Origin of the sequence: Pyxidicoccus xibeiensis (assembly GCF_024198175.1) — a bacterium.
Lineage (GTDB): Bacteria > Myxococcota > Myxococcia > Myxococcales > Myxococcaceae > Myxococcus > Myxococcus xibeiensis.
The window spans coordinates 35,824-54,166 of sequence record NZ_JAJVKV010000003.1 but is presented as its reverse complement, the minus strand read 5'-3'; the positions used below and the strand labels follow the sequence as shown (position 1 = coordinate 54,166).

Below are 18,343 nucleotides of genomic sequence, written 5' to 3'. Positions count from 1 at the left end.
ATGCCCACCGTCTCCGTCATCATCGTGAACTTCAACGGCGAGAAGCTGCTCGCTGACTGTCTCGGCTCGCTGGCCCGCCAGACGTACCGGGACTTCGAGGTCATCTTCGTCGACAACGGCTCGGTGGACGGCTCGCTGGCTCGCGCCCGGGAGCTCATGCCCGAGGCGCACTTCATCCCCCTGCAGGAGAACACCGGCTTCGCCCGGGGCAACAACATCGGCATCGCCGTGGCGCGGGGCACCCACATCGTGCTGCTCAACAACGACACCGAGGCGGAGCCGCGCTTCCTCGAGGAGCTGGTGCGCGCCGCCGAGAGTCACCCGAAGGCCGGGATGGTGGCGCCGAAGATCCTCAACTTCTTCGACCGCGCGCTCATCGACTCGGTGGGCGGGCTGGTGATGTGCGCGGATGGAATCGCCCAGGGGCGCGGGCGCGGCGAGCAGGACACGGGGCAGTACGACGCGCTGGAGGAGGTGCTGCTGCCCAGCGGCTGCGCCGCGCTCTACCGCAAGGCGATGCTGGACGAGGTGGGCCTCTTCGCGGAGGACTTCTTCGCGTACTGCGAGGACTCGGACCTGGGGCTGCGCTGCCGCTGGGCCGGGTATGGGGCCGTCTCCGCGCCGCGGGCCGTGGTCTTCCACAAGTACTCGGCCTCGAGCAGCACCTACTCTCCCTGGAAGCTGCGGCTGGTGGAGCGCAACCACTACCTGCTCACGCTTCGCAACTTCCCCGCGCCGATGCTCGCCCTGGTGCCGGCCTGGAGCCTCTACCGCCATGGGCTGATGGCCTGGGCGTTCTTCAACGGGCGGGGCAAGGGCCAGGCGGCGGACGGGAACCCGCGCTGGGCGCTGTTCAAGGCCTTCGTCCAGGGCCACTGGGAGGCCCTGCGCGCCAGCCCGGCCCATCTTCGCCGGAGCCGCCCTCCCCGCAGGCTGTCTCCCGCCGAGTTCTGGCGCCTGCTGCGCAACCACCGCATCTCGCTGCGCGACATGATCTTCAACGCCTGAGCCGCCTCATGCCCCAAGCCTCCATCCTGCTCTACTTCGTCATCACCCTGGGCCTCTCCCTGTCGGGGCAGGTCCTGCTCAAGAAGGGCGTCATGCTGCGGCTGGCGGGCGCCACGCCCTCCATGCCGGACTTCCTGCGCCACCATCTGCTCCCGCTCGCGCTCTCCGTGCATGTCATCGCGGGGGTGGTGCTGTGCGGGCTGGGGGTCATCAGCTGGGTCTACGTGCTGTCCCGTTTCGAGCTTTCGCGTGCGCTGCCCCTGCTGGGCGGGCTGGCCTACATCAGCCTCTTCTTCATCGGGCGCGTGTTCCTGCGCGAGCCCACGAGCTGGGTGAACTTCGGGGGCATCCTCCTCATCACCCTGGGCCTGTACCTGGTGAGCCTGAGGACGACGTGACGCACGCGGCGAGGCTCGCACTCGGTGGCGCGGCCCTCCTGTTGTTCACCCTGCCGGTGGCGGGCGCCTGCGTCCTCCTGTCCCGCGATGTCCGGGAAGCTCCCCTGAAGGTCACCGTGAAGGCCGACGCGCGGCCCCGTGAGCCCATCGGGCCGCTCACCTCCGGTGCGCGCCACGTGCTGAGGTTGCCGGAGAGCGTCGAGCCCATCGGAGGGCTCCTCATCCATCCGGCGACCTATCTCACCCGGCCGCGGGTCCGCTTCGAGGTCTGTGCCGGCGAGCGGTGCGAGGCGAGTGAGACGGTGGTGGTGGACAACGAGCCCCTGTTGCTCAAGCTGCCCCCGGACGTCCACGGTGGCGAGGTGGCCCTGGTCGTCAGCTCCCTCCACGACGGCGCGCTCGCGTACTGGGGGCGCGAGGGGCAGCCCCTCTTCCAGCCCCTCTCCGAGCGCAGCTGGACCCGCCCGCTCGCCAGGGCCCGGGGCTACTTCGAGGTCGCCGTGGGCGCGGGCAGCTTCGCGTGGGTGCTGGGCCTCAACGGGGTGCTCACCGGGGCGCTCTTCGTGCTGGCCTGCTGGCGCGCGTGGCGAGGGCCCCGAAGGGCCCTGCCGGTGGAACGAAGCGCGCGGCCCGACGTCCGTCAGAAGTCGTAGACGAACAGTCCCTGCGATTGAGGGCCTTCCCTCCAGTAGCCGCCCACCTCGTAGACGGAGCCCCGGAACTGGACGGCCGTGGGGTAGCGGCGCCCCTGGACCTCGCGGTGCTGAATGTCGGAGTCGAGCGGTTGGGGCTCTCCACCAAAAGCCCCGGCCGCGCAGACCGCCGCGGTCCCATCGCGGCTGCAGACCGGGCTGGCCTCGAGCACGTAGTCATCCGCCGTGTGCCCCATGGAGACGAGGCGGTTGCCCACCACCTCGGCCCAGCCCTCGGTGCGCGGGGCGAGCGCGTACGCCGCCGGAGAGAAGGAGAGGGTGGGGGCCGGGCCGGAGGCCGCATGCGCCCGGGCCACCTCCACCACGGGCGAGGCAACGAGGGTGCCACCGGCGTCACCGCCCACGGCGAGCAGCCACGCCTCGCTGCCGTCCGGAATGTGGGCCGGAGCGGTGCGGGCGTCGGCCAGCGCGAGCGAGAAGCGGGCGCGAGGCTGGAGCATGGCGCCCGCGGAGGTGAAGGGGCCGAGCTCGCCGCTGCCCGGTGCGAAGGAGGCCTTCTCCACGGAGGACAGGGGGGTGGCGGTGGGGCAGGCGGAGGAGCCGCCGGTGCACTCGCCTCCGGCGACGTAGACGGTGTCGCCCACGAGGCGGGCGGCCGCGTCGGCGCGCTCCACCGTCAGCGCCACGCCAGGCAGGTTCGTCCAGCGGCTGAGGGCCCCCGGTATCAACGGCTGCTCGTCTGACGGGGTGGCGCTGCCCGTGTCCTCGAAGGTGACGCCGGAGGAAGGCTGCGTCCCGCAGGAGGCGGGTGCGTCGATTTCGGCCAGGAGCCCGCTGGCGCTGGGCGCATCCGCGAGACGGTAGACGCGGTAGCGGTCGGCGCCGGGCACGCAGGCCCACTGCATCCGGACCTGGCCGCCGTCCTCGCCCAGCGAAACCGACAGCGCCGGCGACGCCAGCGATTCGCCGCCAGGGTTGGAGGCATGGGCGGCAGGGAAGAGGGCGGAGACGCGGTAGCGGAGCGTTCCCGCGGACAGCGTGCCTCCACCCCCGTAGCGCGCGAGCAGTCCCTGGACCCGGGGAGCGTCCGCGGTGCGCAGGACGTGGGCCCGGGCAACGTCGCTCAGGGCCTTGCCCTGGCTGTCGGTACCTCCCATCACGTAGATGTAAGAGGTGTCTCCCGGGACGAGCCGGGCGATGGCCGTCGCTCCATGGCGTGCGACCGGCAGCGGCGAGCGACCCAGGTGCGGGGTCTCGCAAACGTAGGTGGGCCCCTGACGCCTGCATTTCCCCAGGGACTGGGGCTCATGGGTGGAGGAGATTCCCACGACTCGCACCACGTCCGTCGCCGTGAGGTCATTCGGGGTGGCAAAGTCGGAGTCACCGCCCAGGGTGTAGAGGTACGGGTGGCCCTGGTCGTCGGTCGCCACGACGGCTGCGTACCTGTCCGCTCTGTGGAGGTCACTCCAGATGATGCCTCCGGAGATGCGCACGGAGTTCAGGGCTCCGTGGACGGTCAGCCCGGAGAAGCTCGCGGCATCAGACGTGCCCGTGCGCTCCACGCGGACCAGGTAGAAGTCGAGCGTCAGCGCACAGTCGCCGGTGGGGTTCGGAGGCAGCGTCGCCACCAGCCGCGTCTCGGAGAGGCGCGTCGTCTCGAGGGCGCAGCTCCACTCGGGGGGCGTCCCTGGCTCGGATGCGCGGAGCCGGACGGTGTCGTCCGTCGTGAAGTCACGCCCCTCCACGGTGAGCGTCAGGCCCGCGGCGATCTGCTCGCGCGTCACCTCCGCCGGCGTCACGCTCGTGATGGCGGGAGGCCCGCCGGCCCGCATGGTCAGGGCCGTCCCCTCCAGCGCGCCGAAGCCCAGCGGGTCCTCCACGCGCACCGGGTACGGGCCGCCGGGCACCAGCGCGTCCTCGCATGGGGCGGTGCAGCCCGGCACCGCGACGACGACCTCCTGGTTCTGCACGCGCAGCACGCGCAGGGGCACTTCCACGGCGCGGCCCGGCTCGTTGCGGCGCGGCGCGAGCAGCACCACCCGGGGGACCGAGGAGAACGCGCCCTCGGCGCTGTCCGGCACGCGCAGCGTCACCACCTGCTCGCGCAGCTCCCAGGCCGTGGCGGGCTCCGCGACGAGGACGCCCAGGTCCGGATAGGACACCTCCAGGCCGGCCTTCAGCTCGGAGCGGTGGCCGTCGGAGGAGAGCACCACGTCATACGTCCCCTCGGGTGTGTCCGGGGGAAACACGGCGGACAGCTGCGTGCCGGAGACGTAGGTGACCTCCAGCAGCGCGCGGGTGGAGCCGTCCGCCGCGACCAGCAGGGCGAGGTTCGAGGATGCCTCGGCGTCGAAGTCCCGGCCCTCCAGGCGCAGCGGGACGACGCGGTCGGCATGGAAGCCCCCGGGCGCGGTGATGCGGCTCAGTGAGGGAGTGGGGTCCTCGTCACAGGCCGAGAGGCCCAGCAGTGCGACGGAGAGAACGATTCGGAAAGCGGATGTACGCATGTGGCCAGCCGAAGTGGAGCTTCGGACCGGCCCGCCAATTCCGTCTCCATCCAGCTGGAAGTCTCGCATGAACATCATACGAGGTCATGCGGTGCCCCTGGTCGTGAGGGACGCCCGGAGCGACGCGCTGCCCGTCAGGACCGCGGGGCGGAATGTCAGGCAGCGTACGTGTCTTGCGGGGACGTGGCGGGAGCCCGCTCGGACTCGGTCCGGGGCTTGCCGCTGCGGACCTGCTCCGCGGCGGCGAGGATGGCCACCTCCTGCGCCAGGCGCGTGAGCTGCTTGCGCTGCTCGGCCACCTGCAGGCTCAGCCGGTACACCAGCCACATGAGGGCCGTGCACGCGAGGAAGAAGAGGGCGGAGGGCGGGTAGTAGATGCCCATCGCCCGGGCGAGCGCGTCCACGCCGTCGCGCCACAGGGACAGGCCCGCGACGGCGGCGGCCACCATCAGCCAGGCGAAGGTATGGCGCTCGTTGGTGCGCCGCGTCCGGGCGGACAGCAGCACGGCGAGCGCGAAGAGGGCCGCGAAGGCCACACCGACAAGACTCGAGCGGAACATGGGATTCAGACCGGGCGCACCCGCTCCATGAGCAATGCGAAGGAGACCTTCGCCATGTAGAAGGCCGACTTCCAGGGCGTCAGCGAGCTGGTGCCGGTGCGGCGCGGGCGCATGCGCGCCGGGACCTCGGTGATGGGGAAGCCCTGCCGCGAGGCCATCAGGACGCTCTCGGGCTCCGGGTAGTCATGCGGGTGGGTGCGCCCGAAGAAGGCGATGGCGCGGGGGCCGAACCCCCGGAAGCCGGAGGTGGGGTCGGTGATGCGCTGCTGGGTGAGCGTGGACAGCAGCCGGGACAGGAACTGGTTGCCGAAGCGGCGCAGCCAGGTGGAGCGGAACGTGGTGACGCCCGCGAACCGGCTGCCGATGACCAGCTCCTTCCCCGCGTCCAGCGCCTCCAGCAGCATGGGCACTGACGCCGGGTCGTGCTGGCCGTCGCCGTCCATGCGCAGCACCCGCTGGTAGCCCTGGCGGGACGCGTAGAGCAGCCCGGTGGCCTCGCCCGCGGCGACGCCCAGGTTGAAGGGGTGGGTGAGCACGTGTGCTCCCGCCTCCCGGGCGCGCGCGGCCGTCTGGTCCGCCGAGCCATCATCCACCACGAGCACGTCCATCCCCGGCAGGGCTTCACGCAGCTCCGCCACGGTGGAACCGATACACTCCTCTTCGTTGTAGGCGAGCAGCACGATGAGGCCGCGACGGTTTTCCATGCTTTCCCCTTGGACGTGCGGGGCCTTCTAGCCGGTTTCGGAACAGGGGAAAAGTCGAGCGCCTTCCAGGAGGGCGTCGCGTCGTCCCCCTGCCTGTCCGGCGGGAGGCGACCCTGCTGGTAGCCTCTATACCCTGGTAGGTCCAACGCTTACGCGGCCGTTGCCTTACCTTGACGCGCCTCCCCCCGCTCCGATACGGAGGCGCCTTTCAGATTTCGGCTTCCAAATCCCGTGTGGTGAGTACGTCAATGAATGTCCTGGTGACAGGTGGTTGCGGTTTCATCGGTTCGAACCTCGTGAAGTACCTGCGGCGCGAGCGGCCGGACTGGAAGATCGTCAACCTCGACAAGCTCACGTACGCGGGCAACCTCGAGAACCTCTCCGAGCTGGAGGGTGACCCGAAGCACGTCTTCGTCCGGGGCGACATCGGCAACCGCGAGCTGGTGGAGCACCTGATGGCGGTGCACTCCATCGATGCGGTGATGCACCTGGCCGCCGAGAGCCACGTGGACCGCTCCATCCTCGGTCCCGAGGTCTTCATCACCACCAACGTGCTGGGCACCCAGCAGCTGCTGGAGGCGTCCCGCGCGCGCGGCATCAAGCGCTTCCTGATGGTCTCCACCGACGAGGTCTACGGCTCGCTGGGCCCCACCGGCGCCTTCACGGAGACCTCGCCGCTGCAGCCCTCCAGCCCGTACTCGGCCAGCAAGACGAGCTCCGACCTGGTGGCGCTGGCCTACCACCACACCTTCAAGCTGGACGTGGTGGTGACGCGCTGCTCGAACAACTACGGGCGCTATCAGTTCCCCGAGAAGCTGATTCCGCTGATGGTGGTCAACGCGCTGCACGACAAGCCGCTGCCCGTCTACGGCGACGGCGCCAACGTGCGCGACTGGCTCCACGTGGAGGACCACTGCCAGGGGCTGCTGCTGGCGCTGGAGAAGGGCAAGGCCGGCGAGGTCTACAACCTGGGCGGCGGCGCGGAGCGCAAGAACATCGAAATCGTGAAGGGCATCCTCGGCCTGCTGGGCAAGCCGGAGTCGCTCATCAAGTATGTGGCGGACCGGCCGGGGCATGACCGGCGCTATGCCATCGACCCGTCGAAGAGCCGCGCGGAGCTGGGCTGGAAGGCCGCGCACACCTTCGAGCAGGGCCTGGCGGACACGGTGAAGTGGTACGTCGAGCACCCCTCCTGGTGGGAGCGGGTGATGAGCGGCGCGTACCGCCAGTACTTCGACACCCAATACAAGACCCGGCTGCACGGCCGGGCGGCGTAGGCCCGCCATGCGCTTTCTCGTCACCGGTTCCAATGGACTCGTCGGCAGCCGCGTCTGCGCGCTGCTGGAGCGGCAGGGGCACGAAGTGGTGGGCCTGGGCCGCGGCCCGCGCCGCACCGGCGGGACTTACCGCTACGTGGAGGTGGACCTGACGCGCGAGGCGGACGTGGCCGCCGCGCTGGCGTCCGCCGCCCCCGAGGTGGTCATCCACCCCGCCTCCATGACGGAGGTGGACGCGTGCGAGAAGGACCCCGAGGCCGCCTTCGCCGCCAACGTCACCGCCACCGCGGCGGTGGCCCGGGGCGCGCGCCAGGCCGGGGCGCACCTGGTGCACGTGTCCACGGACTACGTCTTCGACGGCGACGCCGGCCCGTATGACGAGCAGGCGCTGCCCAACCCGCGCGGCGTCTATGCCCTCACCAAGCACATGGGCGAGCAGGCCGCGCGCACCTTCGTGCCCGGCTGCGCCATTGCCCGCACGGCGGTGGTGTACGGCTGGCCCGCGGCGGGGCGCCCCAACTTCGGCGCGTGGCTGGTGGGCTCGCTGGAGAAGGGCCAGCCCGTGAAGCTCTTCGAGGACCAGGTGGTGTCCCCCAGCTTCGCGGACAGCGTGGCCGCCATGCTGGTGGAGCTGGGCGAGCGGCGGCTGGGCGGCGTGTGGAACACCTGCGGCGGTACCGTCATCGACCGCGTGGGCTTCGGCCGGGCGCTGTGCGAGGTGTTCGGCTTCGACGTGAAGCTCATCACCCCCACGCGCATGGCGGACCTGAAGCTGGCCAGCCCCCGGCCGCTGAAGAGCGGCCTGAAGACGGACAAGGTGCGCACCCAGCTGGCCGCCAGGCCGCTGGAGCTGGCCGAATCGCTGGCGCGCTTCCACGCGGCCTGGAAGGCCGCGCAGGGCGCCTGACATTTCCCGCGTGGCCCCCAGGGGCCGCGCATCCTCCGCGAGTCCGGTGGGCCCACGGCCGGAAGGCCCGGCCGGGACGCGGAGGCATGACACGAGGTGTACGTATGAAGGGAATCGTCCTCGCCGGTGGCTCTGGCACGCGGCTGTACCCGCTGACGCGCGTCGTCAGCAAGCAGCTGCTGCCCGTCTATGACAAGCCGATGATCTACTACCCCGTGACGACGCTGATGCTGGCGGGCATCCGGGAGCTGCTCATCATCTCCACGCCGCAGGACCTGCCGCGCTTCCGGGAGCTCTTGGGCAACGGCGACCAGTGGGGCGTGCGCTTCGAGTACGCCGAGCAGCCGCGCCCCGAGGGGCTGGCCCAGGCGTTCGTCATCGGCCGCGAGTTCGTGGGGAAGGACCCGGTGTCGCTCATCCTCGGCGACAACATCTTCTACGGCCACGGCATGAGCGAGCTGACGCAGCGGGCGGCGCGCCGGGACAAGGGCGCCACCGTGTTCGGCTACTACGTGAAGGACCCGGAGCGCTACGGCGTGGTGGAGCTGGACGCGGACAAGCGCGCCATCTCCATCGAAGAGAAGCCCGCGCAGCCGAAGTCCCACTACGCCGTCACCGGCCTGTACTTCTACGACAACCAGGTGGTGGACATCGCCGCCAACCTCAAGCCGGGCCGGCGCGGTGAGTACGAAATCACCGACGTGAATGCCGAGTACCTGCGCCGCGGGCAGCTCAACGTGGAGCTGATGGGGCGCGGCTACGCGTGGCTGGACACCGGCACGCACGAGTCGCTGGTGCAGGCGTCCAACTACATCGAGATCATCGAGCGCCGGCAGGGCCTCAAGGTGGCGTGCCCGGAGGAGATTGCCTTCCGCATGGGCTACATCGACGAGAAGCAGCTGGCGGCGCTGGCGGAGCCGATGCGCAAGAACGAGTACGGCCAGTACCTGCTGGACCTCGTCGCGAACCGGGGCGCGGTGTCATGAAGGTCATCGCGACGGAGCTTCCGGGCGTCCTCATCCTGGAGCCGAAGGTGTTCGGCGACGACCGCGGCTTCTTCATGGAGATGTTCCACGAGAAGCGCTACGCGGACGCCGGCATCTCCGGGCCCTTCGTGCAGGACAACTACTCGCGCTCGGCGCGGGGCACGCTGCGCGGGCTGCACTTCCAGGAGCCGCAGGCGCAGGGCAAGCTGGTGCAGGTGCTGGCGGGCGCGGTGTACGACGTGGCGGTGGACATCCGGAAGGGCTCGCCCACGTTCGGCCGGTGGGTGGGCGTGGAGCTGTCCGTGGAGAACCGCCGCCAGCTCTGGGTGCCGCCGGGCTTCGCGCACGGCTTCTGCGTGGTGAGCGAGTCCGCGGACTTCCACTACAAGTGCACCGCGCTGTACTCGCCGGAGACGGAGCGCGGCATCCTCTGGAACGACCCCGACCTGGCCATTCCGTGGCCGGTGAAGGAGCCGCTGCTGTCCGGCAAGGACGCGAAGGCCTCGCGGCTCAAGGACGCGCCGGTGTTGCCGGCGTATCCGTAGCCCGCCCCACGGAACCGTTGCATCGACGGAGGAAGCTGCTCTAGTCCCGCCCCGTGACGGCTACGGGGATGCATCGCGAAATCGACGCGGTCTGGCGGATTGAGTCCGCCAGGCTCATCGCGGGGCTCGTGCGGATGGTGCGAGACGTCAGCCTCGCCGAGGAGCTCGCGCAGGACGCACTCGTCGCCGCGCTGGAGAAGTGGCCGCAGTCGGGCGTCCCGGACAACCCGGGCGCCTGGCTGATGGCCACCGCGAAGCGCCGGGCCATCGACGTGATGCGCCGGGGTCACCTGCTCGCGCGCAAGCACGAGGAGCTGGGCCACGAGCTCGAGGAGCAGCAGGACGCGTCGGTGAAGGACCTCGACGCCGCGCTCGACGACACCGTGGGCGACGACCTGCTGCGGCTCATGTTCATCTCCTGCCATCCGGTGCTGTCGACGGAGGGGCGCGTGGCGCTCACGCTGCGTCTGCTCGGCGGCCTGACGACCGAGGAGATTGCGCGCGCGTTCCTCGTCCCGGCGCCCACCGTGGCGCAGCGCATCGTCCGGGCCAAGCGCACGCTCGCCGAGGAGAAGGTCGCCTTCGAAGTCCCAAGGGGCGAGGAGCTGGCCGCCCGGCTGGCCTCGGTGCTGGAGGTCATCTACCTCGTCTTCAACGAGGGCTACTCGGCCACCGCCGGTGACGACTGGATGCGGCCGGAGCTCTGCGCGGACGCGCTGCGGCTGGGCCGCATCCTGGCCGAGCTCGCCCCGGGGGAGCCCGAGGTCCATGGCCTCGTCGCGCTGATGGAAATCCAGGCGTCGCGCTCCCGGGCGCGGGTGGGGCCGTCCGGAGAGCCGGTGCTGCTGCTCGAGCAGAACCGCGCGCTCTGGGACCAGCTCCTCATCCGCCGGGGCCTCACGGCGCTCGCGCGCGCGGAGGCGCTCGGCGGCGCGCAGGGCCCCTACGCGCTGCAGGCGGCCATCGCCGCGTGCCACGCGCGGGCACGGACCGCGGACGAGACGGACTGGGCCCGTATCGCCGCGCTCTACGCGGTGCTGGCCCGCGTCATCCCCTCACCCGTCGTGGAGCTGAACCGCGCGGTCGCCGTGACGATGGCCTTCGGCCCCGCCGAGGGGCTCGCGCTGGTGGAGGCGCTCACCTCGGAGCCGTCGCTCCGCAGCTACCACCTGCTGCCGAGCGTGCGCGGCGACTTCCTCCAGAAGCTGGGCCGCTTCGAGGAGGCCCGCACCGAGTTCGAGCGCGCGGCCTCGCTCACTCGGAATGCCCGGGAGCGCGAGCTGCTCCAGGAGCGCGCCGCGGCGTGCGCCCGCGCCATGGCGCATTGAGAGTACAAGTCACCGGGTTGCAAGAGTCCCACAGTCCTTGTCGCACCGCGCCACGTCTGTCTTTGCGGGGGGTGAGCCCGTCCGCACGCCTTGCCGTCAGCCGGTTCCCCGGGAGGCTTTGGACAGTAATTTCCAGAATACGCTAATTTTACAGCATCTTCTGGAGCGGCGATGAATACGACGAACGTCGAGAACTACATCCCTGGCGGTTCTTCCCGAGAGCCCGTTGCCATTGTTGGAATCGGGTGTCGCTTCCCGGGAGGGGCGCACAGCGGGGAGGCGTTCTGGAAGCTGCTCTGCGAAGGCTTCGATGCGATTGGCGAGGTGCCTTCGGACCGCTGGTCTCCGACGAACTTCTATGACCCGGACCCGCGCACGCCGGGGAAGACGGCGGTGCGGCTGGGCGGCTACGTGCAGCAGCGCATCCAGCTCTTCGACGCGGCGTTCTTCGGAATCTCACCGCGAGAGGCCGCATGTCTGGACCCGCAGCAGCGCCTGCTGCTGGAGGTCACCTGGGAGGCCTTCGAGGACGCGGGCATCGTCCCCGAGAAGCTGGCGGGCGGAGACACGGGCGTGTTCGCCGGTGGCTTCATGCAGGACAGCGCCAGCGTGCAGATGGGGTACCTGAACCGGGACCTCATCGGCCAGCACACGAGCGTGGGCGCGTCCCTCACCATGCTGTCCGCGCGGCTCTCCTACGTGTTCGACCTTCGCGGTCCCTGCATCAGCGTGGACACCGCGTGTTCCTCGTCGCTCGTCGCCACGCACTACGCCTGCAACGCCATCTGGAATGGCGAGTGCTCCCAGGCGCTGGTCGCCGGGGTGAACGTGATGCTGAACCCCTCGGTGCCCATCGCCCTCACCAAGGCGGGCTTCCTCTCGCCGGACGGGCGGTGCAAGGCCTTCGACGCGAGCGCCAACGGCTATGTGCGCAGCGAGGGCGCGGGCGTGGTCATCCTCAAGCCGCTGTCCGCCGCGCTCCGGGACAAGGACCGCGTCTACGCGCTCATCCGTGGCAGCGCCGTCAACCAGGACGGGCGCTCCAATGGCATCACCCAGCCCAACCAGGACGCGCAGGAGGCGCTGCTGCGCGAGGCCTACTCGCGCGCGGGAATCACGCCGCGCGCGGTGCAGTATGTCGAGGCGCACGGCACGGGCACGCCCGTGGGCGACAAGACCGAGGCCAGCGCCATCGCCACGGTGGTGAGCGAGGGCCGTGAGGCGGGCTCGCCGTGCATCGTCGGCTCGGTGAAGACGAACCTGGGCCACATGGAGGGGGCCGCCGGCGTCGGCGGGCTCATCAAGGCGGCGCTGGCCCTCAAGCACCGCCAGATTCCGCCGCACCTGCACCTCCACAACCCTTCGCCACACATCCCCTTCGAGAAGTTCAACATCCGCGTCCCGAAGGCGCTGGAGTCGTGGCCCGCGACGCAGGGGCCGCTGCTCGCATCCGTGAACTCCTTCGGCTACGGCGGCACCAATGCCCACGTGGTGCTGGAGGGGGCTCCGACGGGAGCGCCGCACACCGCCGGGGACGCGGCGCCGTCGGAGTGGCTCATCCCCCTCTCCGCGAGGAAGCCGGAGGCGCTGCGGGCCTATGCAGCCTCCCTGGCCTCGTGGGTGCGCGAGCGGCGCGACGCCGAGGGGCTGACGCTGGCGGACCTGGCGTACTCGGCCGGGGTCCGGCGCAGCCACCACGAGCACCGCGGCGCGCTGCTGGTGAAGTCACTGGACGAAGTCACGGCGAAGCTGGAGGCCTATGTCGGCGGCGATGACAGCGCGCTCGTCGCGGCGGGGCGCGCGGTGCCGGGCAAGGCCCACAAGGTCGTCTTCGTCTTCACGGGCATGGGCCCCCAGTGGTGGGGCATGGGGCGCGAGCTGTACGAGACGCACCCCACGTTCCGCGCCACGGCCGAGGCGTGTGAGCGCGAGTTCCAGCAGCAGGGCGCGGGCGGCGTGCTGGCCTCGCTGCTGGCCGGCGAGGCCGAGTCGCGCATGGAGGACCCGTACGTCGCGCAGACGACCAACTTCCTCCTCCAGGTGTCGCTCGCCGCGACGTGGCGGGAGCTCGGCGTGCAGCCGGACGTCATCGTCGGCCACAGCGCCGGTGAGGCGGCCGCCGCGTACTGCGCGGGGGCGCTGACGCTGGAGGACGCCGTGCGCGTGTGCCAGCACCGCTCGCGGCAGCAGGCGAAGACGGCGGGGCAGGGCCGGATGCTGGCCGTGGGGCTGTCGGCCGCGGACGCCACCACGCTCATCGCGTCCCATCCGGAGGTCTGCGTGGGCGCCATCAACGCGCCCGCCTCCGTCGCGCTGTCCGGCGCCACGGCGGCGCTGGAGGAGCTGGGCCGCATCCTGGAGCAGCGGCAGGTGTTCCACCGGTTCGTGCCGGGGAGCGTGCCGTACCACAGCGCGAAGATGGACCCGCTGGAGGCGGAGCTGCGCGAGGCGCTTTCCCCCCTGCGCCCGCGCGAGGCGGCGGTGCCCCTGTACTCCACCGTGCTCGGTACACGCGTCCGGGGGGACGAGCTGGAGGCCGGGTACTGGTGGCGCAACGTCCGCGACCCGGTCCAGTTCGAGGCCGCCGTCGGCCAGATTCTGGAGGCGGGTGGGGACTCGCACCTCTTCGTGGAGGTGGGCCCCCATCCGGTGCTCTCGGCCGCGCTCGGCGCCTGCCTCAAGAGCCGCAAGCGCTCCGGCGAGGCGGTGCCGTCCCTCCACCGCGAGAAGCGCGAGCGGACCACCCTCTTCACCTCGCTCGGCCGCCTCTTCGCCGCGGGCGCGAAGGTGGACTTCGCGCGGCAGTGCCCGGAGAGCGCCTGCTTCTTCGCGCTCCCGGCCTACCCCTGGCAGCGCGAGCACTACTGGCTGGAGTCGGCGGCGTCGCTCCAGGACCGGCTCGGCACGCCGGGGCACCCGCTGCTGCGCCGGAAGGTGGCGGCCGCCACGCCGACGTGGGAGGCGGAGCTGGGCACGGGCCTGCTCCCGTTCATGCCAGACCACAAGGTGCAGGGCGAGGTCGTCCTCCCGGGCGCCGCCTATGTCGACGCCGCGATGGCGATGCAGAAGGCGGTGTCCGGCACCACGGGCTTCACGCTGGAGCGGCTGGACATCCGCAACGCGCTCGTGATTCCCGCGGGGCAGGGCGCCGTCCTCCGGCTCTCCTTCGACCCGGAAACGGGCATGTTCCACATCCACTCGTACCAGCGCAATGACGAGCGCTCCTGGGCGCTCCACGCGACGGGCCGGATGCTCCCGCAGGCCATTGCCCCGAAGCGGGCCCGGTTCGAGCTGGAGGCGCTCCAGGCCGCGTGCCGCACGAAGCTGGAGGCGGGCTGGGTCTATGCCTCGCTGGAGCGCAGCGGCTTCCAGTACGGGCCGTGGTTCCAGGGCATCCAGGAGATCTCCTGCAACACGAACGGGGAGGCGCTCGCCCGCATCGAGCTGCGCACGAAGCCCGACGCGGATGCCGAGCACTACGTCCTGCACCCGGCGCTCCTGGACGCGTGCTTCCAGACGCTCGTCACCACCATCTCCGAGGGCGGACACAACGTCGACCCTTCGGCGACGTACCTCCCCGTCGGCATCAACGAGATTCGCGTCACCCGGCCCGCGCCCGCGCGGCTCTGGGCATACGGGCGCTTCAGCACGCGGACGGAGAGCGAGATCTGCGCCGACCTCTGGATGCTCGACGAAGCCGGCGAGGTCATCGCCGAGCTGCGAGGTGTCCGTGCCCGCGCGCTGCCGAAGTCCGTGCGGCAGGTCAACACGACGGACGACTGGTTCTACCACCTGACCTGGGAGCCGAAGCCGCTGCTCCCCGCCGAGCGGCCCGCGTCCGCCGAGCAGGAGCGGTGGGTGCTCTTCTCGGATGGCTCTCCGCTCGCGAAGGCGCTCGACGTGGCGCTCACCGAGTCCGGACGGGCGCCGACGCTGGTGACGCAGGGCGAGACGAAGGCCCGCCTGGACGAGCGTCACTTCCAGGTCCGCCCGGACGTGTCCGAGGACCTGCGCGAGCTCATCGGCGAGCTGGCAACGGACCGGCGCTCGCTGCACGTGGCCTACCTGTGGTCCATGGAGGCCCCGGTGCCGTCGCGGCCGACGAGCATCACCGGCATCGACGCGTGCGGCCGGCTGCTGCCCGTGCTCCAGGCACTGGTGGCGACCTCGAGCGCCGCCAACCACCAGTTCTGGATGGTCACCGAGGGCTCGCAGCGCGTGGGTGACGAGCGCATGGAGCACGGCGCGGCCGCGCCCCTGTGGGCCATGGCGCGGATGTCCAACGTCGAGCACCGGCAGCTCCGCTGCGTGTGCGTGGACCTGGACGCGTCGCGGCCCGCCGCCTCCGCCCGGCTGCCCGCGCTGCTCAACGAGCTGGTGAACGGCAACGAGGAGACGGAGGTCGCCTACCGCGGAGACGTCCGCTACGGCGTGCGGCTGGAGCGCATCGCCCCGAGCGCCCCGGCCCGCCGGGAGCCCGTGTCGCTCGACCAGGTGCCCGTCATCCTCAAGGCACCCGCCCAGCGGGGCAACCTCGCCGGCCTGGCCTTCGAGCGCACCACCCGTGTCCGTCCTGGGCCGGGGCAGGTGGAAATCGAGGTGCGCGCCGCGGGCCTCAACTTCAAGGACATCGCCAAGCTGCGGGGCCTGCTGTCGGACACGGACCTGGATGGGAGCTTCTTCGGCCGGAAGCTCGGCATGGACTGCTCCGGCGTGGTGACGGCGGTGGGCGAGGGCGTCACGAACGTGCGCGTGGGGGACGGCGTCATCGCCGTGGCGCCGGGGTGCCTCGCCTCGCACGTCATCGCCCGTGCCATCGACGTGTGGCCCAAGCCGGACGCGCTGGGCTTCGAGGAGGCCACGGGCATCAGCCCCTTCGTCTATGCCATCCACGCGCTCTCCCATGTCGCGCGGCTCCGCGCGAAGGAGACGGTGCTCATCCACTCGGCCGCCGGGGGCACGGGCCTCGCGGCGGTGCACTGGGCCCGGCACCTGGGCGCCGAGGTGCTGGCCACCGCCGGCACTCCCGAGAAGCGCGCGCTCCTCGAGTCGCTGGGCGTGAAGCGGGTGATGGACTCGCGCTCGCTGTCCTTCGCGGACGAGGTGCTGGAGTACACCCAGGGGCGTGGCGTGGACGTCGTGCTGAACACGCTGGTGGGCGAGGGGCTGCGCCGGAGCCTGTCGGTGCTCGCGCCGCATGGCCGGTTCGTGGACCTGACGTACTTCGGCAACCAGCGCTTCGAGCTGACGCCGCACACCTACCCGAGGAACCTCTCCCTGCTGGGCGTGGATGTCGACTCGCTCTTCGTGCACCGCCCCCAGGACACGGCGGAGCTGCTGGCCGAGGTGTCGCGGGCCTGGCATGAGGGCGCCATCCGCCCGCTGCCCGTCACCGTCTTCCCGCCGTCGCAGGTGGCGGAGGCCTTCAGTCACCTGGCGGAGCGGAGGAACATCGGCCGCGCCACGGTGAGCATGCGCGCGGGGGAGGTCCGCGTCCCTCCGTCCAGCAACCCGGGGCTCCGTCCCGATGGCACCTACCTCGTCACCGGCGGCCTGGGGGGCTTCGGCCTCGCGACGGCGCAGTGGCTGGTGGAGCAGGGGGCCCGCCACCTGCTGCTCGTGGGCCGCGGCGGCGCGGCCACGGACGAGGCGAAGCGGGGGGTGGCCGCCCTGGAGCAGCGTGGCGCGGCGGTGAAGGTCCTCCGCGTGGACGTGTCGGTGGAGGCAGAGGTCGCGCGGATGTTGGAGGAGGCGCGGCGGACGATGCCCCCGCTCCGGGGCGTCATGCACGCGGCCGCGGGCTTCGGCGGTGAGTTCCTGGCCGAGTCCACGGCGGAGAAGATGCGCAAGGACATGTCGCCCAAGATGCTGGGCGCGTGGCACCTGCACACTCACACGCGCGAGCTGCCGCTGGACTTCTTCGTGCTCTTCTCGTCGGTGGCGGGGACGCTGGGTGAGACAGGAACGGGTTCCTACTCGGCCGCGAACAACTTTCTCGACGCGCTGGCCCATGTCCGCCGCAGCCAGGGCCTGCCCTGCATCAGCATCGGCTGGGGCCTGCTGGCGGACGTCGGCATCGGCGTGAAGGACGCGCGCATCGGCGCGCTGGTCCAGTCCGTCGGCCACAAGCCCATGCCCGTGAAGGAGCTGCTCGGCGTGCTCGGCGAGGCGCTGGTGACGAAGCCCACGCACATCTTCGTCTCCGACACGGACTGGGCCCGGTGGGCGCTCACGCACCCGCTGCTCAAGCCGGTGCCCCGCCTGTCCCTGGTCATCCCGAAGGACTCGGAGCTGGGCATCAGCGCCATCGAGGGCCAGAACCTGAAGGAGGCCGTGAGAGAGCTCGAGGGCCCGGAGCGCGAGAGCCTGGTGCGGGCCCGCCTCACCGAGCAGCTCGCCACCGTGCTGCGGATGAGCCCGGACCGCATCGACGACACGACGCCGCTGGGCGACTACGGCATGGACTCGCTGATGGCCTCCGAGCTGTCCGTCCGGCTGGAGCGCGACACCGGAATGCTGATTCCGATGATGATGCTCATGCGGCGCGCCAGCGTGCACGACGTCGTCCAGCGACTGCTGGAGATGCTCGCGGCCCCCGACGCGGGCGCGGCAGCTTCGGCCGCTCCGAAGCCCGTGCAGCACACCTTCACCAGCGCCGACGGACTCACGCTCTACGGCCACCTGAGCCTGCCGCCCGGGCCGGGGCCGCACCCGGCGGTGGTGGTCCACACCATGGACCCGGGGGGCGCCCTGAATGCCGAGGGGCAGTACGTGCGGCTCGCCGAGCACGCTCCGCTGCTGGCCCGGGGCTACGCGGTCTTCACCGTGGACCAGCGGGGGGCGCCCGGCCACGGTGAGGAGTACATGGCCTTGACGGACCTGGGCGGCGACGAGGTGAACGACATCTCGGCGGCGGCGCGGTACCTGGGGACGCTGCCGGAAATCGACTCGCGGCGCCTGGCGCTGATGGGCACCAGCCGCGGGGCCTATGTCGCGTTGCTCGCGGCCTGCCGGACGCCGGAGCTGTGGAAGGCGGCGGTGCTGTCCATGGGCTTCTACGACCCGGTGGTCTTCGTCCACGAGGAGCGGCGCCTGCGCCCGGACTCGACGCCGCTGCGCCAGCACGGCCACTCGTGGGAGGAGATCGAGCAGTACTTCACCGACGAGTCGCGCCATCCGCTCCTGCAGCTCGGCCAGGTCCGGGCGCCGCTGCTGGTCATCCACGGCGACGCGGACGGCCGCAACGCCGTGGACCACGCGCTGCGGCTGCAGCAGGCCGCACAGGCGAAGGGCCTCACCGCGGCCTTCCAGCTCGTTCCCGGCATGGACCATGATGTCGAGCAGCGGCATCCGGCGTGGCCGCACCTGTGGGGAACGATGGGTGACTTCCTGGACAGCCACCTGGGCGTGAAGGCCTCCGAGCCGGAAGCGGGCTCCGGCGCCCCGCCGCTGGCGCGGGTGGGCTGAGCC

12 protein-coding genes are annotated in these 18,343 nt (G+C 71.3%); 9 read left to right on the top strand and 3 right to left on the bottom strand.

Annotation, left to right across the window (positions count from 1 at the left end; all coding sequences use genetic code 11):
- Genes LXT23_RS12940 through LXT23_RS12930 form a run of 3 tightly spaced genes read left to right on the top strand, consistent with a single transcriptional unit; the run spans nucleotide 1 to nucleotide 2,059 of the window.
- Nucleotides 1-1,008 carry a glycosyltransferase family 2 protein gene (locus LXT23_RS12940; protein ID WP_253980473.1) on the top strand — a complete coding sequence of 336 codons (1,008 nt, stop codon included), beginning with the start codon at nucleotides 1-3 and terminating at the stop codon, nucleotides 1,006-1,008.
- Nucleotides 1,009-1,016: 8 nt separating this feature from the next.
- Nucleotides 1,017-1,406 carry a DMT family transporter gene (locus LXT23_RS12935; RefSeq protein ID WP_253980472.1) on the top strand — a complete coding sequence of 130 codons (390 nt, stop codon included), beginning with the start codon at nucleotides 1,017-1,019 and terminating at the stop codon, nucleotides 1,404-1,406.
- Nucleotides 1,403-2,059 (top strand): hypothetical protein, encoded by a 657-nt coding sequence (locus LXT23_RS12930; protein ID WP_253980471.1) that lies wholly within the window; start codon nucleotides 1,403-1,405, stop codon nucleotides 2,057-2,059. The genes LXT23_RS12935 and LXT23_RS12930 overlap by 4 nt, the downstream gene beginning before the upstream one ends.
- Here LXT23_RS12930 and LXT23_RS12925 read toward each other — a convergent pair.
- From LXT23_RS12925 to LXT23_RS12915, 3 genes are all read right to left on the bottom strand, one after another.
- The gene (locus LXT23_RS12925) at nucleotides 2,047-4,566 is read right to left on the bottom strand and encodes a hypothetical protein (protein WP_253980470.1); all 2,520 of its coding nucleotides are present in this window, start codon (nucleotides 4,564-4,566) and stop codon (nucleotides 2,047-2,049) included. The genes LXT23_RS12930 and LXT23_RS12925 overlap by 13 nt on opposite strands.
- Before the next feature lie 155 nt (nucleotides 4,567-4,721).
- A complete protein-coding gene (locus tag LXT23_RS12920) occupies nucleotides 4,722-5,126 on the bottom strand; it encodes a DUF2304 domain-containing protein (protein ID WP_253980469.1) in 405 nt (134 codons plus the stop codon).
- Nucleotides 5,127-5,131: 5 nt separating this feature from the next.
- Nucleotides 5,132-5,830 carry a glycosyltransferase family 2 protein gene (locus LXT23_RS12915; RefSeq protein WP_253980468.1) on the bottom strand — a complete coding sequence of 233 codons (699 nt, stop codon included), beginning with the start codon at nucleotides 5,828-5,830 and terminating at the stop codon, nucleotides 5,132-5,134.
- Nucleotides 5,831-6,078: 248 nt separating this feature from the next.
- Between LXT23_RS12915 and rfbB the strand changes: the two genes are divergently transcribed.
- The 6 genes from rfbB (at nucleotide 6,079) to LXT23_RS12885 (ending at nucleotide 18,340) form a co-directional block, all read left to right on the top strand.
- Nucleotides 6,079-7,107, top strand: coding sequence for a dTDP-glucose 4,6-dehydratase (gene rfbB / locus LXT23_RS12910; RefSeq protein WP_253980467.1), 1,029 nt, complete (start codon nucleotides 6,079-6,081; stop codon nucleotides 7,105-7,107).
- A gap of 7 nt (nucleotides 7,108-7,114) precedes the next feature.
- On the top strand, nucleotides 7,115-8,014 hold the full coding sequence (locus tag LXT23_RS12905; protein ID WP_253980466.1) for an SDR family oxidoreductase: 900 nt from the start codon (nucleotides 7,115-7,117) through the stop codon (nucleotides 8,012-8,014).
- A 104-nt stretch (nucleotides 8,015-8,118) separates the two neighbouring features.
- Entirely contained in the window at nucleotides 8,119-9,000 is an 882-nt protein-coding gene (rfbA, locus tag LXT23_RS12900; RefSeq protein WP_253980465.1) for a glucose-1-phosphate thymidylyltransferase RfbA, read from the top strand.
- Entirely contained in the window at nucleotides 8,997-9,545 is a 549-nt protein-coding gene (gene rfbC / locus LXT23_RS12895) for a dTDP-4-dehydrorhamnose 3,5-epimerase (protein ID WP_253980464.1), read from the top strand. The genes rfbA and rfbC overlap by 4 nt, the downstream gene beginning before the upstream one ends.
- Nucleotides 9,546-9,613: 68 nt before the next feature.
- The gene (locus tag LXT23_RS12890) at nucleotides 9,614-10,873 is read left to right on the top strand and encodes an RNA polymerase sigma factor (protein ID WP_253980463.1); all 1,260 of its coding nucleotides are present in this window, start codon (nucleotides 9,614-9,616) and stop codon (nucleotides 10,871-10,873) included.
- Between the two features lie 171 nt (nucleotides 10,874-11,044).
- The gene (locus LXT23_RS12885) at nucleotides 11,045-18,340 is read left to right on the top strand and encodes a type I polyketide synthase (protein WP_253980462.1); all 7,296 of its coding nucleotides are present in this window, start codon (nucleotides 11,045-11,047) and stop codon (nucleotides 18,338-18,340) included.
- Nucleotides 18,341-18,343: the final 3 nt, after the last annotated feature.